This is a genomic window from Streptomyces clavifer, assembly GCF_036345975.1.
Lineage (GTDB): Bacteria > Actinomycetota > Actinomycetes > Streptomycetales > Streptomycetaceae > Streptomyces > Streptomyces clavifer.
The window spans coordinates 6,414,529-6,434,008 of record NZ_CP107793.1 but is presented as its reverse complement, the minus strand read 5'-3'; the positions used below and the strand labels follow the sequence as shown (position 1 = coordinate 6,434,008).

Genomic DNA, 19,480 nt, shown 5'->3' with positions numbered 1-19,480 from the left:
CTTCTCTCAGAGGGGACGGGACGACGGGTCTGTGGAGCAGGACCGGTGCGGGGCCGGCTGGCCGGCCGTCGCCCTCGGAGGACCTCGCACACCGGGCAGTGCCGCACGGACCCGGCCGGGTACGAAGAGGGCTGTCCCGGCCGCCCCCTGGGCCAGGGCCCGGGGCAGGGGGAGGCCCGGCGGGCTCGGCGGCAGCGCGCCGTGTCCCGGCGGGGGGAAGTGATGCGGGGCGAGCGGGCGGTCGGCGCCCGCCCGGGGGCCGGGCAGGGGTGCCGCTTCCACCCGCCGTTCCGGGGCGGTCGCCGCGGTGGAGTGGGCCTCGCCGGAGGAGGGGGCCTCTGCGGCCGGCCGGCCGGCCGTCCCGGCCGCACGGACGGGGCGGTGGTCACGGGCCTGCCCGGCACGCGGGGTCCGGTCATCGTGCGAGGTCGGTGTGAGCGGAACCGGAGTGCGGGGGCCCGCTGCGCTCCCGGTGACACGTGCGGAGCCGGTGATCGGTGCGGTGCCGGGTCTGATGCCGGTGGCCGGCGCGGTGCCGGTGCCGGGCGTGATGCCGGTGCCGGGTGCGGTGCCGGTGACAGGTGCGGTGTCGGTGAGCGCTCGCAGGGGGACTGCCGCCCCCGCAGCCGCGGACGAGCCGCCGACCAGGGTCAGGACGGTGAGCAGGAGCGCGGCCAGGGCATGCCGCAGTTGATGCGCCGGTGCGTCCGGCCGCCCCCGTGGGGGCGCGTTCCCCCGGGGCGCCCCCGGGAGGGGGCTCACCTCAGCCGGCCCGGGCGGACGGACACCGTGCCCGCACCGGCGCGGCGCAGGACGGAGTCGAGGATCAGTCCGGCGCCCCGGACCACCGCGGTCGAGGGGTCGTCGGCCGGCCGGACCGGCGTCCCGAGACACAGCGCGAGACGGTCCGGGACGCCGGGGTGCAGCGCGCCGCCCCCGGTGAGCACCGGGCCCTTGCGCAGTGCGCCGCGTACCGCTCCGTGCTTGTCCTGCCGCCACATGGACGTGATCATATCCAGCACGGTCCGGGCGAGTTCGGCGGGCAGCGCTTCGGGTTCCAGGTCGCTGAGGCCCGTCTCGGCCTGGCGGGCATCGGCGACCGCGCCGTCGACGAGGAGGGTGACCTCCGTCAGCTCGGCTCCCATGTCGACCACCAGCAGTGGACCGCCGTCGCGGGGGCCTGCGTACGCGGCGGCGGCCCTGGCGCTGCTGAGGACCACGGCACCGGAGGGGCCGAGTGCCGCGAGGAGCTCATGTGCCAGGTCCCGGTGTTCGGGGCCGGCCAGGACCGGGTGGCTCAGGACGATCACGCTGCCGTGACGGTCCTCACCGAGCACACTGTCGGCGAGGTGGCCGAGCATCCTGCCGCAGGATTCCGCGTCGACGATACGTCCCCGCCGCACGGGACGGCCGGCGGCGTCGTCCCAGGCGGATCCGGCGACGAGCCCGTACCCGGAGACCCAGGCACGGGTGCCCGAGCTGCCCAGGTCTACGGCCATTCCCCTGGTGGCGCCGTGGTGCTGCGCCTGGCCGGCGCGGCCGCCCCTCGTCCGATGGACCGGCCGGCTGTGCCGTCGTCCGTCGCGCAAAGAACGCATCGCCCCTCACCCCCGGCCTTCCGCCGCAGCCGTTCACCACTCACTGACCCGCAGATAGCGAGGCATGACCGAACCCTCACTATGCAATAACGGGATGAGGAACGCCACTGTCCCGACAATTCCAAGGTCCGCGCCCGGACAGAGACGCTTTACACCTCCGGCACCAGAAAGGCCGAGACCAGCTCGGCGAATTCGGCCGGAGCGGCGATCCTGACGCCGAGGTCCTCGGCCTTGGTCCGCTTCGACCCGGCCTTCTCCCCTGCGACGAGCAGGCTCGTGCGCTTGGAGACACTGGAGGAGGACTTCCCGCCGGCCCGCTCGATCAGCTCGTTCATCTGGTTGCGAGAGAGCTTCTCCAGTGCCCCGGTCATGGCGCCCGTCACCACGACGGTCATACCGCCGAGCGGCAGATCGGCGGACGGCCCGCCGTCCTCGCCGTCGTCTTCCTGCGCCGTCCCGGGCTCCGGCGGCGGGGTGGCACCCGGCTCCGTCATGTTGACCCCGGCCGCCACCAGCTTCGCGACCAGAGGTGCGAGCTCGACCAGCTCCGTGACGACGCCTGCGGCCTTCTCCTTGCCGATGCCGTCGACCTGCTGCAGCGCGTCCACGTCCGCGGCGACGATCCGGTCCATCGTCGCGAAGTGGCGGGCGATCCGCCGGGACATGGAACGTCCCGTGCCGCGTACGCCGAGGGCGCAGAAGACGCGGGACAGCGGGCGCGCGCGGGCGGTGTCGATGGCGGCCAGCAGATTGTCCGTGGAGGTCTCCCCCATCCGCTCCAGGGCGAGCAGCCTCGCCCGGTCCAGGGTGAAGAGGTCGGCGAAGTCGGCGACGAGCCCCGCGTCGACGAGCTGGACGACCCGGGTGGTGCCGAGGCCCTCGATGTCGAGCTGGTCCCGCCCCGCCGCGTACGAGATGGAGGCGACCAGGCGGCAGTTGCGGCCGCGCGTGCAGCGCCAGCGCTGCTCACTCGTGTCGATCTCCGAGCCGCACTGCGGGCAGGTCTCGGGGAATTCGATCGGCTTCTCGTCGCCGGTCCGCAGATGGGCGACGGGTGCCTCGATGCGGGGGATGATGTCGCCCGCCTTGTAGACCATCACCTGGTCCCCCAGGCGCAGGTCGCGGCGGGTGATGTCGGCCGGGTTGTGCAGCGTGGCGTAGCCGACGGTCGAACCGTCGATCTCGACGGGCTCCAGCACGGCGCGGGGCGCGATGATCCCGGTCCGGCCGACATTCCACTCGACCCCCAGGAGCCGGGTGATCTTCTCCACGGCCGGCAGCTTGTACGCGATGGCCCAGCGCGGCGCCCGCGTCCCGGAACCCGCGTCGCGCTGGTCGGCCGCGAGGTCCGCCTTGATCACTATGCCGTCGATCCCGAACGGCAACGAGGCTCGCAGCGAGGCGATGTCCTCCACCCCGGTCAGCACGTCCTCCACCGTGCCGACGGTGCGCGGCGCGACCGCCGTGTCCGCCGCAGTGTGCACGCCGAGCCCTGCGACGTAGGTCAGGACCTCACCGTGCGGCAGCTCGGCCAGGGTGGCGGCCGACTCGCCGGAATCGGGCAGCGCGAGCGCGGCGTAGGCGAAGAAGGTCATTTCGACGCGGTAGGGCCGGTCCTTGGCACGGAGGGTGCCCGCCGCGCCGTTGCGCGGATTGGCGAAGGGGGCGCCGCCGTGCTCCGTGCGCACCGTGTTGGCCTGCTCGAACTGCTCGTCGGTCATGAGGATCTCGCCGCGCACCTCGAGGGTGACGGGGGCGGACAGGCGCTCGGGCAGACCGAGCACCGTACCGATCGCGTGCGAGACGTCCTCGCCCGCCGTCCCGTCGCCCCTGGTGATCAACTGGTCGAGGCGGCCCTCCCGGTAGCGCGCGGCGACGGCGAGGCCGTCGAGCTTGGGCTCCACGCTCCACGCGGCGACGGGTCTGCCGATGCGCCGCTCCACGGACGCGGTCCAGGTGGCGAACTGCTCGGCGGAGAACACGTTGTCCAGCGAGAGCATCGGCACCGTGTGCGGCACGTCGCCCACGGCCGCCCCGCCCGCGACCTTCCCCGTCGGCGAGGCGTCCAGCGTGTCCTGCGGATGCGCCTCCTCGTACGCGGCGATCCCACGCGCCAGCCGGTCGTACGCATCGTCGTCGAGCATGCTCTCGCCCGTGGCGTAGTACGCGGCGGCGGCCTGTGCCGCCTCTTCCACCGCGGCGGCGTACGAGGCGGCGTCAACGAGCACAACAGCTGGGTTCGTGGTCATGACCACCATCCTGCCGCCCACCACTGACAACGCCCCCTGACCCCCACTCACCTCACCGGCCACAGGGAGCCCGCGCGGCCGAGGGCACGCCGCTCGACCGACTGCTCGTGACACGGGTCCACGACCATCCGCGGCGGTTCGCGCCGGTCTCGCGTGCGGAGACCGAGGCCGGCGGCGGGACGGAGACCGAGGAGCGGCCCGGCCCCTCGTGACCGTCCGCGAGCGCCGGCCGGCCGGTCCGGAGGACCTCCCGGGGGTCGGCGGCTGACGTCCCGGAGCCCTTCGCGCGCCTGTCGGACCACCCGGTATAAAGACTGCATGACTGCCGACGTTTCGCCGCCCGTACGCCCCTCCACCTTGGAGGACGTCGCCGCGGTGGCGGGCGTGTCCCGGGCCACGGTGTCCCGGGTGATCAACGGGGCGACCACGGTGGACCCCGCCCTGCGGCGGGTCGTCGAGGAGGCGGTGGCGACCACCGGGTACGTACCCAACCGTGCGGCGCGTTCGCTGGTGACCCGCCGGACGGACTCGATCGCCCTGGTGGTCTCCGAGCGGGAACGGCGCCCGGTGTCCGAGCCGTTCGTCGGCCGGATGTTCTCGGACCCGCACTTCGGGCGCGTGGTGAGCGGTCTGCTGGAGGTGCTGCGCCCGGCCGGTATCCAGATGGTGCTGATGCTGGCCGACGACGAGGCCTCGCGCAATCAGCTGCTGTCGTATCTGCGCCAGGGCCATGTCGACGGGGTGGTGCTGATCTCCTCCCACGCCGACGACCCGCTGCCCGGACTGCTCCACGACACCCGGATGCCCGCCGTGCTGGCCGGCCGGCCCAGGACGCCCACGCCGCTCACGTACGTGGAGGCGGACCAGCGGGCCGGGGCGCGGCTGGCGGCGGACCACCTGGCCTCGCTGGGGCGGCGGCGCATCGGCACGGTGGCGGGCCCGCAGGACATGCCCGCGGGGCAGGCGCGCCTGACCGGATTCCTGGACGCGCTGGAGCGGCACGGCATCGGGGACGTGGTGACCGCCGAAGGTGACTTCACGCATACGGGAGGAGCTTCGGCGATGCGGCGACTGCTGGATGAACGGCCGGACCTGGACGCGGTGTTCATCGCATCCGACCTGATGGCACTGGGCGCCCTGCCGGTGCTGCTGCGGGCCGGCAGGGACGTGCCGTCGGACGTGGCGGTGGTGGGCTTCGACGACAGCAGCGCGGCGGTGGCCTGTGATCCACCGCTGACCACGGTGCGTCAGCCGGTGGAGGAGATGGCGGCGGAGATGGCCCGGCTCCTCCTGAAGCAGATCGGCACGCCCGGCGGCCCCGCGCCCTCGGTGGTCTTCCAGCCGGACCTGGTACGACGCGGATCAGCCTGACGCAGAGCCCACCGCCGACCGCCGCCCCGCCCGGGCGTTCAGGCGCCCTCGCCACGTGGCCCCGGTACGACGCCGCTGCCGTCCAAAAGCTCTTCATCCGTACCCGGGAACGGCATGTCCACCCGCGCGGCCCCGGTGAAGCCTGCCGGCTGCAGCGGCACCTGGGGCCCCGAGAGTTCCCGCAGCCAGCGCGCCAGTATCCGGTGGACGGTCTCCGCGCCCACGGGAATCCGCGCCGGCGTCCCGCCCTCCGCCGCCATGGCGTCCATCGGGTCGGCCAGGGTGCGCGGCCACAGGAGGAACGGACGGGACTGTTCGCCGCCGAGTCCGCCGTGCGAGCCGATCTGTTCCTCGAAGGCGTGGACGCGCCCCGTGACCGGGTCGTACATCGAGTTGACCATGACATCGGCGACGTGCGGGAAGGTGTCGGTGCGCCGCACCGCCTCCGCCGCGCCCTCGCCGAAGACGGCGAGCGGCCCTTCCCCGTCCGTCAGCTCCGCCACCGGGACCTCGGCCCCGCCGGACCCCAGCACCACCGAACCGTGCTCCTCGCTGCGCACGAGCAGGAAGCCGACCCCCGGGTGGTCGGCCAGCGTGCCGAGCAGGGCGGGGTGGCGGCTGTCGAGCTGTTCGCGCGAGGCACGCCCCTCGATGTCCGGAAAGGACAGCAGGCCGAGATTGCCCGAGGCCAGCACGACCGGTTCGGAGGGGCGGGCGGAGCGCTCCGTCTCCTGCTCGTCGACGGGCCGGTGCAGCGCGATGCGCACGGCGTCACGCGCCTCGGAGGCGCTGCGGGTGCGCTGTGCGCTCCGGGGCACCGGCAGCCCGCAGCCCGCCCGGACGAGGTCCTTCAGCGTCAGTCCGTACTTCCCGGCGAAGGTCTCCCCCGGGCTCTGGCCGTGGTCGGAGAGCAGCACGATGCGGTAGGTGCGCGGGGCCTGTTCCGCGATCTTCGCGATGAGGCCGAGCGAGCGGTCGAGCCGGGTCAGGACCTTCGCCGCGTCCCTGCTGTGCGGCCCGGAGTGGTGCGCGACCTCGTCGTACGCCACGAGGTCGGCGTAGACCGCGGTGCGCCCGGCGAACATGTCGCCGATGACGGCGGAGACCACCACATCGCGCTCGACGACGGTCGCGAACGCCCGGATGAAGGGGTACAGCCCGCCGCGCTTGACGCGGGGCGACTCCTTCCGGATCCGGGCACGGGTGGACTGGCCGATCTCCCGGCCCACCTCGGCGACGAAGGACAGGGCGGTACGGACGGCGTTGGCCGGGTCGGAGAAGTAGGCGAAGTATCCGGCGCGCGACCGTCGCCCCTTGCCGCGCCTGGCGGCCATCGACAGGACGAGGGCGAGCTGGTCAGCGCCGCCCCCGAAGAGGTTGCCCCGGCTGGCGCCGTCGACGGTGAGCAGGCCGCCGTCGCGGGTGCGGGCGATGGCCCTGCGCTGCAGTTCGAGTGCGCTGGCCGGGCGGCTGGAGACCATGACGGTGCCGGTCTCCTTCTCGTACCAGCGGAACGCGGGCACGTCGAAGTTGCTGCCGTGCAGGATGCCGAGCTGGCTGGCACCGGTCTGGCTGGACCAGTCGGTGCTCCACGGGGTGAGGCCGTGGCCGGCCTCGTCGGCGAGGAGACCCGCCACGGTCGGCATGACACCGTCGGCCGCCGCCTGCCTGAGCACGTCGTGGCCCACCCCGTCGAGCTGCACGAACACGATGCCGGGCGGACCGCCCCGCCCCCGGTCCGCGCCGCCGGGTGTGCCGCTGCGGCGGCGGCGCCGGTCGGCGAGGCGGGAGAGCCTGCGCCGGTAGGCGTCGTCGTCGCGGACCGCGAGGGCCGTGGAGGTGGCGGAGGCCACGGCGGACATGACGGCCGCGACGACGACGGCCGTCTCCGGGTCTGCCGTCCCGCGTCCGTCCGGGATGAGCCGCAGCGCGATCAGCAGCAGCGATCCGTTGAGGAAGAAGACCAGAGCGCCCAGAACCAGCGCGGGCACGATGAGCAGCGCCCGCACGAGGACGGGCCACACCAGCGCCGAGAGCAGACCGAAGGCCCCCGCCCCCCAGGCCGCGGTGAACGCGGTCCTGGTGACGGTGTCACCGTCGTCGGACTGGAGCTGGAAGTCGGGCAGGATCCCGGCGAGCGCGAGCATGGTGAGGGTGGAGACCGCCCACACCGCGACCACGCCGATCAGGGCTCGTCCCGTTCTCCGCCATCGGCCGTCACCCACGCCGTTCCACCTCACGTCCGGGCCCGGTGTCGTGAAGGGCCCGCGTCCAGCCTTTCACAGCGGATCCGCGCCCCGGCCGGGGGTCAGCAGCCGTCGTACCCGGCGGTAGGCATGGAGAGCCTGCGGTGCACGCTCGCCTTGCCGCGCGCGGTGTACCGGGGCTCCTCCAGGCCGGCGAGCTCCAGCCGGACGCCGCGCCGCTCGCACTCCGCGGCGAAGTCCGGCACCGAGACGACGGCGCGGGCGAGCACCCGGTCGTTGGGCGCCACGAACAGCTCGACCTGCCCGCCCTCGACGTCGGACCACAGGGCGCGGTGGTCGGGACGCATCCCGTAGACGCGCAGCTGCCGGGTGACGACGTACCCCTGCTCGGCGGCCCAGCGCGCGCACATGGCGTGCTGGCTGCGGGTGTCGACGAGGAACGGGTCACCGTCGAGCTCTTCCAGCGGAGTGAGACTGGCGATGGCCGCCACCCGTACGTCGACGATGACGTCCCCCATGAACGGATCCCCCCGCGCTCGGATACTGCGCCCGACCCTACCCCGGCCGTAGCCCTGTGTAGCCGCCCGTACCCGTGCGGAGACCGGCGGACTGGAGCGCACCGGCGTGGGAGCGGCGCGGACCGCCTACGCTCGTACGGGGTACGGGCGCACGGATGCGCCGTCCGACGGAGCGAGGAGGCAGGGCGGTGGAGGTCACGTGGTGGGGTCATGCCACCTGCACGATCGAGGACGCGGGTGTCCGGGTGCTCACCGATCCGCTGTTCGCACGGCGTTTCGCGCATCTGCGGCGCCGCCGGGGCGAGGTGCCTCCGCCGGAGGCCGCGGTCGCCGACGCGGTCCTGATCTCCCATCTGCACTCCGACCACCTGCATCTGCCCTCCCTGGCCCGTCTCGCCCCGGGCACGCTGCTGATCGTGCCGCTGGGCACGGAGGGCGCCGTCCCTGCGCTGCGGAGGCTGCGCCGGGCGCGCGGGCTGCGCGTCGCCGAGGTGGCTCCGGGCGACGAGGTCCGCGTCGGCGGGGTACTGGTCCGGGCGGTCACGGCGCTGCACGACGGCCGTCGGCTGCCGGTCGGCCCGCACCGTGTCCCCGCGCTGGGGTTCGTGGTGGAGGGCGGGGCACGCACCTATTTCGCCGGGGACACCGGCCTGTTCGACGGCATGGCCGACGCGGTGGGGCCGGTGGACGTGGCCCTGCTGCCGGTCGGCGGCTGGGGTCCGCGCCTGGGCCTGCACCATCTGAACGCGGCACGCGCGGCGCAGGCCCTGGCTATGCTGGCGCCCCGCGCCGCGGTGCCGGTGCACTACGGCACGTACTGGCCGATCGGGATGGACGGGGTCCGGCCGCACGAGTTCCACGCACCGGGCGACGAATTCGTGCGGCACGCGGCACGGCTGGCACCGGAAGTGGCGGTGCATGTGCTGGGGCACGGCGAGTGTGTGAGGCCGGAGGCCCGAAGATGATCCAGGAAGTGATGCGGCAGCTGCCTGCGGGACCGGCGCAGCAGGCCATCGGCTATCCGACGCTGTTCGCGCTGGTGGCCCTGGGTTCACTGGTGCCGGTGGTGCCGACGGGGGCGTTGGTGAGCTCGGCCGCCGTGGTGGCGTTCCATCAGACGTCACCGTTCGCCCTTCTCGTGGTGTTCGTCGTGGCGGCGGCCGCGGCGTTCCTCGGGGACGTGTGCCTGTACTGGCTGGGGCAGCGCGGGGTGCGGTCCAAGAACGGCTCCAAGTGGCTGAGGGCGATCAGCGGCCGGGCCGCTCCGGAGCTGCTCGCGCGGGCGCAGCGGAAACTGGACGAGCAGAGCGGGACGGTGCTGGTGCTGTCCCGGCTGGTGCCGGCCGGCCGGATACCCGTGATGCTGGCCTGCCTCCTGGGCCGGATGCCGCTGCGGCGGTTCGCGCGCGGTGACGTGCCCGCGTGTCTGGCATGGGCGGCGACGTACCAGCTGATCGGGATCCTGGGTGGTTCGCTCTTCCCCGAGCCCTGGCAGGGCGTGGTCGCCGCGGTCGCCCTGACCCTGCTGATCAGCGGGGCGCCGGCCCTGTGGCGGCGGCTCCGGCGCGTCGGGGCGGCGGGCTCATCCACCCAGGACACGTGAGCCGCCGATCGGCAGGTCCCAGAGGTCGCCGCGCGGATATCCGGCCTGGTGCCAGGCGGTACGGAGCCGGGTCAGCGGTTCGAGCACCGGTTCGGCGGAGAGCAGGAACGTCGCCCAGTGCATCGGCGCCATCGCGTGCGCGCCGAGGTCCTCGTACGCCTGCACCGCCTCCTCGGGGTCGGTGTGCACGTCCGAGAGCCACCAGCGCGGCTCGTACGCCCCGATCGGGAGCATCGCGAGGTCGAGCCCGGGGTAGCGGCGGCCGATCTCCTTGAACCAGTGTCCGTAGCCGGTGTCCCCCGCGAAGTAGATCCGTGCCCCCTGCCGGTCGCCGATCACCCAGCCGCCCCACAGGGACCGGCAGGTGTCCAGGAGGGTGCGCTTGGACCAGTGGTGGGAGGGGACGAAGTCGAGCCGGACACCGCCCAGTTCCGCCGACTCCCACCAGTCGAGCTCGGTGACGCAGCTGAACCGGCGGCGCCGGCACCAGCGGCCGAGCCCGGCGGGGACGAACAGCGGGGTGTCCCTCGGTAGTCTGCGGAGCGTCGGAGCGTCCAGGTGGTCGTAGTGGTTGTGGCTGACGAGGACCGCGTCGATCGTCGGCAGTTCCTCCCAGCGGACGCCGACCGGCGTGATCCGGGCCGGGGTACCGAGGATGCGGCGCGACCAGACCGGGTCCGTGAGGACGGTGAGCCCGCCGATGCGGACGATCCAGCTGGCGTGGCCGGCCCAGGTGACGGACACGGTGTCCGCGCCCGCGGCGGGTAGCGGCGCGGGGGCGTACGGCAGCCGGTGGATGCCCCGCAGGCCCTCGGCATTGGGCCGCAGGGCACGCTCCCTGGCCAAACGGGTCATGCCCCTGACACCCGGGAGGGGCGCGGTGAGCCGGTCCGCGAAGCTGCGGGGCCAGATCCGGACCTCGCCGAGAGGGCGCACCCCGGCGACGGGACGGCCCGCGGGGCCGGCGAGCGGGCGCTCGGTCTGTTCCGTCATCGAGAGGCTCCTGTCATCGGAGTTCATCGAGGGCTGCTGCGAACATGCTCAGCGCTTGGGCGACATGGGGCAATTTCAGGGGCTCCACCGCAGTGAGGGACTCCATCTGCTCCTCCGGGGTTGAGCCGAGCAGCGGGCCGGTGCTCAGGCGCACCCGCAGCGCGCCCAGTTCGTCACCGAACCGGTGACCGCCGGGGGCCGGTGCGCCGAGACGCCGTGTCAGGTACTCCTCGAGCTCCATGGAGTCCGTGACGCCCCGGGCGGCCAGCCGGGTGCGCAGCGGGCCCAGGTCGGCGTAGAGATGGCGGCCGGCCTGCGGCGGCCTGGCCAGGGCGCCCGCGGTGAGTACGGCACGGTGGGCGGCGGAGGCCACCTGGGCCTGGAGGCCGGCGGCCTGCCGGATCCGCTCGGTGACGGCCTCCGGTTCGTGCAGGGCACGGGCGGCTGCCCGGGCCACGGGTTCCGCGACGAAGGCACCGAGCGCGGTGAGGATGTCGAGCACCCGGGCTCGCCGGGAGGCGGCCCGGGCGGTGGCCGGGAAACGCGCGACGGCCACCGGCCAGGCCGACGGGGTCAGCGCTCCGGCCAGGTCGCTGATCACGGTGACGTCGTCGGGACACATCTCGGCGGGGCTGAGCAGGACCGTGTCGTGGCGGTGCAGCGTGTCGCGCCAGGTCTCGTCGCTGACGATGTGCAGCCCCTCGGCGACCGCCGCCTCACAGGCCTCGCGGACCAGCTCCGGCGGGGCGACGGTGGCGGTCGGGTCGTCGACCACGGAGATCAGGAGCAGCCGGGGCCGGCCGCCCTCGGCCCGCACCCTGCGCACGGTCTCCAGCAGCGCGTAGGGGTCGGGGATCCCGCCGCATTCGGCGGGTGTCGGCACGTGGTAGGCGGGCCGGCCCAGCAGCCGCGCCTGCGGCATCCAGGTGGCGGGACACGGGCGCGGCATGAGCACGTCGCCGCCGTACGCGGCGATCAGTGCGAGCAGGAGGGGCTGGGCGCCCGGGGCCGCGGCGATGTCCTGCGGCCCCCCGTGCAGGCCCCGGCGCTGCCAGTAGGCGCAGGCGGCCTCGCGCAGGATCGTTCCGCCACCGGGCGGCTCGGGTACGGTCCGGGCGGCCGCGGCGGCCAGTACGTCGGCGAGCTCGGGCAGCGCGGGAAGACCGGGGTCGGGGGCGGGCGGGCCGTACCGCACCGGACCGTGGTCCTCACGGGGCTGCTTCCGCTCGCTCCAGTGCATGCCGGGGCCTCCTCCGCCTGCGTCACCCTCAGGCCCCTTTATACGGAGGTTCCCCGGGGCCCGCCCCTGCACCGGGTCCGCCCGTGGCGGGGGCGGAAGGCCGGCGGACGCGCCCGCCCGGCCCGTCCGCCGCCCCGGTGGAGGCCCCACGGGTCACCCGGCGAACGGCACCCCCGGCAGCCCTCGCCCCGCGTCCGGCAGGACCAGCAGGGAACCCGACAGCGGATGCGGGGCGTCCAGGCCCGTCCGGGCCGTGGAGATGTACAGGTCACGCAGACCGGCCCCGCCGAACACGCACGCCGTGGGCCGCCGGACCGGCAAGTGCACGATCCGGTCCACCCGGCCGTCCGGGGCGTAGCGCCGCACCGCGGCACCGTCCCAGAAGGCGACCCACACACAGCCGTCGGCGTCCACCGTCAGCCCGTCGGGCCACCCGGATCCGGGCTCGACGACGGCGAACGGCCTGCGGCCGAGCACGCGTTCACCGTCCACGTCGAAGACGTCGATGCGCAGGGTGGGGGTGTCTATGTAGTACATGAGCCGGCCGTCCGGACTCCACCCGGTGCCGTTGCTGACCGTCACCGCGTCCAGTACGCCCGTCGCCGTGCCGTCCGGTGCGAACCGGGAGAGGTTTCCGCCCCCCTCGGCCTCGTCGTACCGCATGGTGCCCGCCCACAGGGCTCCGTCCGGTGACACCGCCGCGTCGTTGCCCCGCCGGCCGGACACGGGTTCGCGGGCCAGCCACGAGAAGGTGCCGTCGGCGTCGTACAGGCCTATGCCGTCCCGCAGGTTGACCACGAGTCCGCCGCCCGCGCGCGGCTTCGCGGCGCCGACGTGCTGCTCGGTCGTCGTGACCGTGCGCCGGCCGTCGGCCGGGTCGTACGTGTGCACGCGGGAGGAGAGGACGTCGACCCAGATCAGCCGTCCGGCCGCCGCGTCCCAGGTCGGCCCCTCCCCCAGCTCGGCCCGCTCCCGTACGGCGACCTCCGGGCCCGGCCTCACGCCTGGCTCCGGTGGTGCCCGAGCCGGCCGGACAGCGCGTCCGCGCCGCCCGCGGCGAGCTGCCCGAGCTCCGCCTCGCGCTCCTCGCTCCAGCGGATCATCGGCACGGAGATGGAGAGCGCGGCGACGACCCGGCCGGAGCGGTCCCGGACCGGCGCGGCCACGCAGCTCACGTCCGGGTTCGACTCCCGGTGCTCGACCGCGATGCCCCGCTTGCGCACGACGGCCAGCGCCTCCCGCAGCTCCGTGGCGTCGGTGAGGCTGTTGTCGGTCATCGCGACGAGTTCGCGTCCGTCGAGCCGGGCGTCGAGCTCCGCCTCCGGCAGGGCCGCGAGGAGCAGCTTGCCGACGGAGGTGCAGTGGGCGGGCAGCTTGCGGCCGGCGGCGGAGACCATGCGGACCGCGTGCGTGGAGTCCACCTTGGCGATGTAGATGACCTCGGTGTCCTCCAGGATCGCGACGTGGACGGTCTCGCCACAGGTCTCGGCGACCTCGCGGGCCACCTGCTGGCCCTCGGCCGCCAGATCGAGCTTCTCGGCGTACCGGCTGCCGAGCTGGTACGTCCGCACGCCGAGCCGGTACCGGCCCGGCTGCCCCGGGACCGTGACCAGGTAGGAGCGTGCGGCAAGGGTGGTGAGCAGTTCGTGGACGGTGGTCCGTGGCAGTTGAAGCTTGCGGGTGACCTCGGGTGCGGAGAGCGTTCCCTCCCCCTGAAGGAACAGCTCGAGTACATCCAGTGCCCTGGTCACCGCAGGGACGAGTCGTCCCATGATCGCCCACCCATCGTTCGACACTCCGGTCAATGACCGGAATCACGAACGCAGGCTAACGTCAGGGAACTTGTCCGGGCAACGCCCGGGAGGGGGCGGGGCGGCCGACCCCGGGGGAAATCGACCGTTTCCTTACCGCTTCCGCCGATTTCCCGCGGAGCGTGGAGGTCCGGCCGGGTGTGATGGGCGCGCCTCCTGGTTCACCGGCCACCGGCAGGGTAGTCGCTGTCCCATGTCCACATCGAGCGGTCCACCCCCCTCCGACCGCTGGCGGAGCTGGTTCCGTCGGCGCGATCTTGCCGCGTTCCAGAGCGTGGCCGAGAGGCACTGGCCGGGCGCCGAGCCCGTCCTGCCCCGGCTGAGCCGCAGCGCCAACCACGGGCTGCTGTGGTTCGGGGCCGCGGCGGGAATGGCCGCACTGGGCACCAGTGCCCGGTCGCGCCGGGCCGCACTGCGCGGCATCGCCTCCCTCGCCGTCGCCTCGGCCGCCATCAACACCGTCGGCAAGGGCGCGGTCCGCAGGGAGCGGCCGATACTGGACATGGTCCCGGTGATGCGACAGCTCAAGCGGCAGCCGTTCACCACGTCCTTCCCGTCCGGGCACGCGGCGTCCGCCGCGGCGTTCGCGACGGGCGTCGCCCTGGAGTCCAAGGGCTGGGGTGCCGTGGTGGCCCCGGTCGCGGTCGCCGTGGCCGCGTCCCGCGTCTACACCGGTGTCCACTATCCGAGCGATGTCCTCGCCGGTGCGGCACTCGGCATAGGGGCCGCCTTCGCACTGCGGGGTGTCGTACCCACCCGTGGGCAGCTGCCCGCGCCGGGCAGACCGCCGGCCTCGGCCCCGGCCCTGCCCGCAGGGCAGGACCTGGTGGTCATCGTGAACCGGCGGTCCGGCTCCGCGACCGCGACGGCCGGCCTGATCCGCGACGCGCTGCCGCTCGCCGAGGTGCTGGAGTGCGCGCCCGCCGACCTGTCGGGCGCGCTGGAGAACGCGGCCCGGCGGGGCAGGGCCCTGGGCGTGTGCGGGGGCGACGGCACGGTCAACATGGCCGCAGCCGTGGCGGCGACCCACAGCCTTCCGCTCGCCGTCTTCCCCGGCGGGACGCTCAACCACTTCGCCTACGACCTCGGCATCGAGACGGTGCACGACACGGTCACGGCCCTCGCCTCGGGCGACGCGGTCCGGGTCGACCTGGGCCGCTTCCGACCCGGTCCACAGGGACCGGGCGGTGCGCACGGCTACTTCATCAACGCGTTCAGCCTCGGGGTCTACCCGGAGCTCGTGCGCACCCGGGAGCGCTGGGCGCCCAGGATCGGGGGCTGGCCCGCGGGTGTGCTCGCGGCCTTCGAGGCGCTGCGCGGCGAGCGCCCGCTGACTGCCGAACTGCAGGGACGCAAGAGGCCGTTGTGGCTGCTCTTCGTCGGCAACGGAATGTTCCGGCGGGTAGGGCCCGCGCCCGGCCGCCGGCACAATCTGGCCGACGGGCTGCTGGACGTACGGGTCGTGCACGGCGGTCGCACCCCGGGGCTGCGCCTCCTCGCGGCGGCGGTGGCCGGACCGCTGAGCCGGTCGCCCGTCCACGCGGCGGTCCGCCGCCGCCAGGTGCGGATCTCCGGCCTCGCACCCGGCACCCCGTACGCGTACGACGGCGAAGTGGCGCACTCCGGAGCTGAGTTGCTGATCGACAAGCTGCCGGAGGCCCTGACCGTCTACTGCCCGATGCGGTTCTAATCGACCGCATGGTGAGACGTGAATCTCAGGATGCGACATCGCGGCGTACCGTGGCCGCAGCGCCCGCGGGCGAAGCCGCGAGCTGTGCGAAGTCCGGGGAGGACGTACGGCCATGCCGAAGGAAACAGCGACATACACCCATGGTCACCACGAGTCGGTGCTGCGCTCGCACCGGTGGCGGACCGCCGCCAACTCGGCGGCGTACCTGATCGGCCGGCTCGCCCCCGGACAGCGGGTGCTGGACGTCGGCTGCGGCCCGGGCACCATCACGGCGGACCTCGCCGCACTGGTCGCGCCGGGCCGGGTGACGGCGGTCGACACCGGCCGGGAGATCCTCGACCAGGCGGCCGGTGTCGCAGCCGAACGCGGCCTGGGCAACGTGGAGTTCGCCACCGCAGATGTGCACGCCCTGGACTTCGCCGACGACTCCTTCGACGTCGTCCACGCGCATCAGGTGCTCCAGCACGTGGGTGATCCGGTCCAGGCGCTGCGCGAGATGCGACGGGTGTGCCGACCGGGCGGCATCGTCGCCGTACGCGACAGCGACTACGCGGCGATGGCCTGGTACCCGGACGTGGCGGGGATGACGGAGTGGCAGGAGCTGTACGGGCGCGTGGCCCGCGCCAACGGCGGTGAACCGGACGCCGGACGCCGGCTGCTGTCCTGGGCCCGGCAGGCCGGCTTCACCCGCATCACCCCGACTGCGGGCGCCTGGTGCTTCGCCGGGGAGGACCGCGCCTGGTGGAGCGGCCTGTGGGCGGACCGTACGACCGCGTCGGTGTACGCGCAGCTGGCGGTGGACGGCGGACACGCGCGTCCGGAGCAGCTGACGGCGATCGCGGAGGCCTGGCGCGCCTGGGGCGAGGAGCCCGACGCGTGGTTCCTGGTCCCGCACGGCGAGCTGATCTGCCAGGTGTGACCGGCCGGTCCGCGGACCGGAACCGATCACACACCTCCGGGTCGCCAACTACCCTCGTGGCATGGAGATCCTGGGAACCACGCTACGTATCTGCGTCGACGACCTGGAGGCCTCGGTGGCCTTCTACGAGGGCCTGACCGGCACTCCGGCGCTGCGCTTCGAGCGCGGCGGGGTCTCGGTCGCCGCGATCGGCTGCTTTCTGCTGATGAGCGGCCCCGAGTCGGAGCTGGAGGTGCTGCGCAAGGTGTCGGCGACGATCGCGGTCAAGGACGTCGAGGAGGCGAACGCGGCGCTGACCCGGGCCGGGGCCAAGGTCATCGCCGGCCCGGTGCCCACTCCGGCCGGCCGCAATCTGATCGCCCTCCACCCCGATGGCTCGGTCTTCGAGTACGTCGACCGGAGGGCCTCCGCCTGACCGCGTGTCCGGCGGACGGCCCGTGCACGCCCGCGGCCCGTGCACGCCCGCGGCCCGTGGACGCGCGGCCGGTGATCTCGTCACGACGTCATCGGCCGACCGGCGCCGGGACGGCGTGCGGACGGACGGCGCTCGGGCCGCGGAAATTCCCGCGCGCCATCCGTCCTCGTCGTCGTAGCCTTCCCTCTCCACGCCGGCAGAGCAGAGGACGGGCAGGACGATGGGCACGCAGCACACGTACCGGGTGATCGTGCGGGGCACCTGGGAAGGGCTGACGGACGAGGGCAGGGACCGGCTGCTGGCCGAGGTGGAGCAGCACGGCCTGGCGGCCATGCAGTTCACCGAGGAGGGGACGCTCACCTACGACACCGTGCTGAAGCACTTCAGCTTCCGGTACGTGGTGGTCTCGGACCCGGCGGACGGCGACGAGATGGCGGCGGCGATCGCCCAGGACCGCGCGGAGACCGCCCTCGCCGCACGGGGCCTCGGCCACGGCGAACTGCGCTGCTCCGTGACGGACATGGACACCATGAAGATCAACTACAAGGGACGGCGGGGGCCCGGGGCCGCGTGACGACGACCGCTGCGGGAGGTACGGCCGTGGCGTCCCCCGCGACGACGACGGCCGGAACCGTGCGTGTACGCGGCCCGTGCCGTGCGGCAGCAGGCGGCCGAGGACCCTCCTGTGCCGGAAGCGGTGCCCGGACCACGTCGCAACGGGCGCTCGAGGACCTCGGCGGCTACCTGGCCCGGCGGCGGTGCATCACGTAGCCGCCGCAGAGCAGACCCGCCACGAACACCCCCAGCAGCGCCGCCCAGAGCGGCATGGTGACCTTCGGGATGATGACGCGGATGGTGACCTCGTCGGTGTTCACGCAGATGAAGACGATCGCGAGGACCGCCAGCAGGGTGACGGCGATGCGGCCGGGACTGAAGGCGCCCGTGGCGCCGCTGGATACGTCCTTCGGGCTCATGTGACCCTCTCCGCTGGGTCCTGGCTCCTGGACCAGGAACGGCCGTCCCCGGACCCCAGGATCTCTCCCTCCCTGGCCCGGGGGCAGTGGAGCGCGGCCGTTCGGGTGGCGGTCAGCCGACCACGGGGAGCTCCAGGACACCGGTGTCCTGCGGGGCGCTGACGACCGTGACCGGTTTGATGCCCCGGTTCCCGAAGTACGCCGTGTCACTCGCGGCGATCACGAACCGCAGCCGGTGCCCGGCCTCGTACCGGTGCACGATGCCCGGCAGCTCCACGGTGAACGGACGCGTGACGTCGGGCACGCGTACCGGTGCGACCAGGCGGTTCACCAGGTGCTGGGTTCCGTCGGGGGCCACGTCGTACACCTTCGCGAACAGGACCAGCCGGTCCGACGCGTCCCCGCTGTTCTGGACCCGTTCCGCGGTGGGCGACTTCACCTCGAGCGTCGCCTTCGGCGCGCCGACGACGTCCACCGGTGCGGTCAGCGGGGCACTGGTCCAGCCCAGGTGGGTGCCCCTGGTGTCGTACGGTGCCGGGTCCTTCAGGCCGATGAGTCCGGCCAGGGAGCTTTCGGAGTGGCTGGTCGGCAGGAGCGCGTTGGTGTACTGGCGGCTGCCGCGGGTGACCTTCGAACGGCTGTCCACCAGGGTGCCGTCCCCGGAGAGGTAGAGGGTCCGGGAGGGGGCGGGCACGGCGGGGGCGGTGCCGTAGCCACTCGTCCAGTCCCGGTAGTAGGCGAACGCGGGCCCGGTGTCGGTGTCCTGCCGTTGGTGGAGGTAGCGGTCGAACCAGGCGAGGATCCGCTGCCCGACGTAACTGGTCTCCAGATTGCCCGTGGCGAGGTCGAGTTCGCCGGGTACCTGGCCGCCGCTGTGGCCCCAGGCCTGCCAGATCATCTTCGTGGTGGTGCCCTGCGCCCGGAGCGTCCGGTACGTCGCGGTGGCCTCGTTGAGGTTGAAGAGGCTGTCGGCCTGGCCCTGGACGAGCAGCGTGGGCGCGGTGACCCCGGGGAGGTAGGAGGCCGGTGAGACGCTGCGGGCGTAGGCGAGCATCGCGTCCGTGCGGTCGGCCGGGTAGCGGCCGGAGTTCAGGAGACGGATGGTGTCGCAGGCCCGCGGGGCGAAGTGCAGGCACGCGGGGCTGCCGAAGCGGGACGGGTCGATGCTGGGGACCAGCAGTGGCTGCCCCTCGCCCAGCAGGTAGAACCCGTTGGTCCACTGCCACTTGAAGACACCGGGGGTGTCGGAGGAGACGCCCCGGGCCGCCCCTGTCGTGTTGGGCGAGAGCGCGTACGCCAGGTCGTTCCAGGTGATGAGCGGGACGAGGGCGTCGACCCGGTGGTCGACGGAGGCGGTGGCCAGCTGGACGGCTCCGCCGTACGAGCCGCCGATCATGCCGACGCGCGGGTCGCCCGGTCCGTCCCCCGTGACGAAGTCGGCCCGGGTGCCGTCGTCGGCGGCCCGTGTCCCGGCGAGGAAGTCGACGAGGCCGGAGGCCGCCCTGCCGTCGATCGCGGGGTCGTCGAGCGTGATGAGGCAGCCGGACTTGCCGAAGCCGAGGCCGGAGTAGACGAGGCCCACGTAGCCCCGTGCGGCGAAGGCCCTGCCGATGGCGTCGGTGGAGCCGTCGGACTTGCTGCCGCCGAACCCGTTGGTCGCGAGGACGGCGGGGGCGGGGTGCCCGGCGTCGACACCGGCGGGCCGGTAGAGGTCGGCGTCCACGGTGCAGGACCGGTCACCCGCCCGCACGGTGAACTCCAGTGGGGTCACCGTGAACTCGGAGGCGGCCGACACGGGCCCGGCGCCGAGCAGGGCGAGCGGGGCGATGAGGGCCGCCCCGGCGAGGAAGGTGAGGGGACTGCGGGACCTGGGGACAGCACGCGACACATGG

The 19,480-nt window shown here is 73.8% G+C and carries 18 protein-coding genes; 7 read left to right on the top strand and 11 right to left on the bottom strand.

The window, feature by feature from the left end:
- Window positions 1-6: 6 nt before the first annotated feature.
- The 3 genes from OG927_RS27940 to ligA form a co-directional block, all read right to left on the bottom strand.
- Window positions 7-762 carry a hypothetical protein gene (locus tag OG927_RS27940; protein WP_330320969.1) on the bottom strand — a complete coding sequence of 252 codons (756 nt, stop codon included), beginning with the start codon at window positions 760-762 and terminating at the stop codon, window positions 7-9.
- A complete protein-coding gene (locus tag OG927_RS27935) occupies window positions 759-1,598 on the bottom strand; it encodes an acetate and sugar kinases/Hsc70/actin family protein (protein WP_124280617.1) in 840 nt (279 codons plus the stop codon). The genes OG927_RS27940 and OG927_RS27935 overlap by 4 nt, the downstream gene beginning before the upstream one ends.
- Before the next feature lie 149 nt (window positions 1,599-1,747).
- Entirely contained in the window at window positions 1,748-3,847 is a 2,100-nt protein-coding gene (ligA, locus tag OG927_RS27930; protein WP_206431721.1) for an NAD-dependent DNA ligase LigA, read from the bottom strand.
- A 318-nt stretch (window positions 3,848-4,165) separates the two neighbouring features.
- Here ligA and OG927_RS27925 point away from each other — a divergent pair, with 318 nt between their 5' ends.
- Complete coding sequence (locus OG927_RS27925) at window positions 4,166-5,218, top strand: LacI family DNA-binding transcriptional regulator (RefSeq protein ID WP_124280618.1); 1,053 nt, start codon at window positions 4,166-4,168, stop codon at window positions 5,216-5,218.
- Window positions 5,219-5,256: 38 nt separating this feature from the next.
- Here the strand turns inward: OG927_RS27925 and OG927_RS27920 are convergent, their stop codons facing one another.
- Window positions 5,257-7,443 carry a phage holin family protein gene (locus OG927_RS27920; RefSeq protein WP_056792244.1) on the bottom strand — a complete coding sequence of 729 codons (2,187 nt, stop codon included), beginning with the start codon at window positions 7,441-7,443 and terminating at the stop codon, window positions 5,257-5,259.
- Window positions 7,444-7,526: 83 nt separating this feature from the next.
- On the bottom strand, window positions 7,527-7,943 hold the full coding sequence (locus OG927_RS27915) for a hypothetical protein (RefSeq protein ID WP_056792243.1): 417 nt from the start codon (window positions 7,941-7,943) through the stop codon (window positions 7,527-7,529).
- 188 nt (window positions 7,944-8,131) lie between these two features.
- On the opposite strand from OG927_RS27915, the gene OG927_RS27910 reads away from it, so the two are divergent.
- Together OG927_RS27910 and OG927_RS27905 are read left to right on the top strand one after the other, a co-directional pair.
- On the top strand, window positions 8,132-8,908 hold the full coding sequence (locus OG927_RS27910; protein ID WP_079099274.1) for an MBL fold metallo-hydrolase: 777 nt from the start codon (window positions 8,132-8,134) through the stop codon (window positions 8,906-8,908).
- On the top strand, window positions 8,905-9,546 hold the full coding sequence (locus OG927_RS27905) for a DedA family protein (RefSeq protein ID WP_056792241.1): 642 nt from the start codon (window positions 8,905-8,907) through the stop codon (window positions 9,544-9,546). The genes OG927_RS27910 and OG927_RS27905 overlap by 4 nt, the downstream gene beginning before the upstream one ends.
- On the opposite strand, the gene OG927_RS27900 is transcribed toward OG927_RS27905, so the two are convergent.
- The 4 genes from OG927_RS27900 to OG927_RS27885 all read right to left on the bottom strand — a co-directional run bounded on the left by OG927_RS27900 (window position 9,526) and on the right by OG927_RS27885 (window position 13,551).
- On the bottom strand, window positions 9,526-10,539 hold the full coding sequence (locus OG927_RS27900; RefSeq protein WP_056792240.1) for an MBL fold metallo-hydrolase: 1,014 nt from the start codon (window positions 10,537-10,539) through the stop codon (window positions 9,526-9,528). The two genes, OG927_RS27905 and OG927_RS27900, sit on opposite strands and share 21 nt — an antisense overlap.
- A gap of 13 nt (window positions 10,540-10,552) precedes the next feature.
- On the bottom strand, window positions 10,553-11,779 hold the full coding sequence (locus OG927_RS27895; protein WP_056792239.1) for an aminotransferase class I/II-fold pyridoxal phosphate-dependent enzyme: 1,227 nt from the start codon (window positions 11,777-11,779) through the stop codon (window positions 10,553-10,555).
- Window positions 11,780-11,932: 153 nt separating this feature from the next.
- Entirely contained in the window at window positions 11,933-12,781 is an 849-nt protein-coding gene (locus OG927_RS27890) for an SMP-30/gluconolactonase/LRE family protein (protein WP_056792238.1), read from the bottom strand.
- Window positions 12,778-13,551: an IclR family transcriptional regulator gene (locus OG927_RS27885; RefSeq protein ID WP_056792237.1), complete on the bottom strand. Its 774-nt coding sequence runs from the start codon at window positions 13,549-13,551 to the stop codon at window positions 12,778-12,780. Before OG927_RS27885 ends, OG927_RS27890 begins: the two co-directional genes overlap by 4 nt.
- 232 nt (window positions 13,552-13,783) lie before the next feature.
- On the opposite strand from OG927_RS27885, the gene OG927_RS27880 reads away from it, so the two are divergent.
- The 4 genes from OG927_RS27880 to OG927_RS27865 all read left to right on the top strand — a co-directional run bounded on the left by OG927_RS27880 (window position 13,784) and on the right by OG927_RS27865 (window position 17,188).
- Window positions 13,784-15,280, top strand: a complete 1,497-nt coding sequence (locus tag OG927_RS27880; protein ID WP_056792236.1) for a bifunctional phosphatase PAP2/diacylglycerol kinase family protein — start codon at window positions 13,784-13,786, stop codon at window positions 15,278-15,280.
- Window positions 15,281-15,392: 112 nt separating this feature from the next.
- On the top strand, window positions 15,393-16,199 hold the full coding sequence (locus OG927_RS27875) for a class I SAM-dependent methyltransferase (protein WP_056792235.1): 807 nt from the start codon (window positions 15,393-15,395) through the stop codon (window positions 16,197-16,199).
- Window positions 16,200-16,260: 61 nt separating this feature from the next.
- The gene (locus OG927_RS27870; RefSeq protein WP_056792234.1) at window positions 16,261-16,614 is read left to right on the top strand and encodes a VOC family protein; all 354 of its coding nucleotides are present in this window, start codon (window positions 16,261-16,263) and stop codon (window positions 16,612-16,614) included.
- Window positions 16,615-16,834: 220 nt separating this feature from the next.
- Window positions 16,835-17,188, top strand: a complete 354-nt coding sequence (locus tag OG927_RS27865) for a DUF6204 family protein (RefSeq protein WP_330320968.1) — start codon at window positions 16,835-16,837, stop codon at window positions 17,186-17,188.
- 166 nt (window positions 17,189-17,354) lie between these two features.
- Here OG927_RS27865 and OG927_RS27860 read toward each other — a convergent pair whose 3' ends face one another.
- Window positions 17,355-17,588 (bottom strand): LapA family protein, encoded by a 234-nt coding sequence (locus OG927_RS27860; protein WP_056792232.1) that lies wholly within the window; start codon window positions 17,586-17,588, stop codon window positions 17,355-17,357.
- A gap of 112 nt (window positions 17,589-17,700) precedes the next feature.
- The gene (locus OG927_RS27855; RefSeq protein WP_330320967.1) at window positions 17,701-19,476 is read right to left on the bottom strand and encodes a CocE/NonD family hydrolase; all 1,776 of its coding nucleotides are present in this window, start codon (window positions 19,474-19,476) and stop codon (window positions 17,701-17,703) included.
- Between the last annotated feature and the right edge of the window lie 4 nt (window positions 19,477-19,480).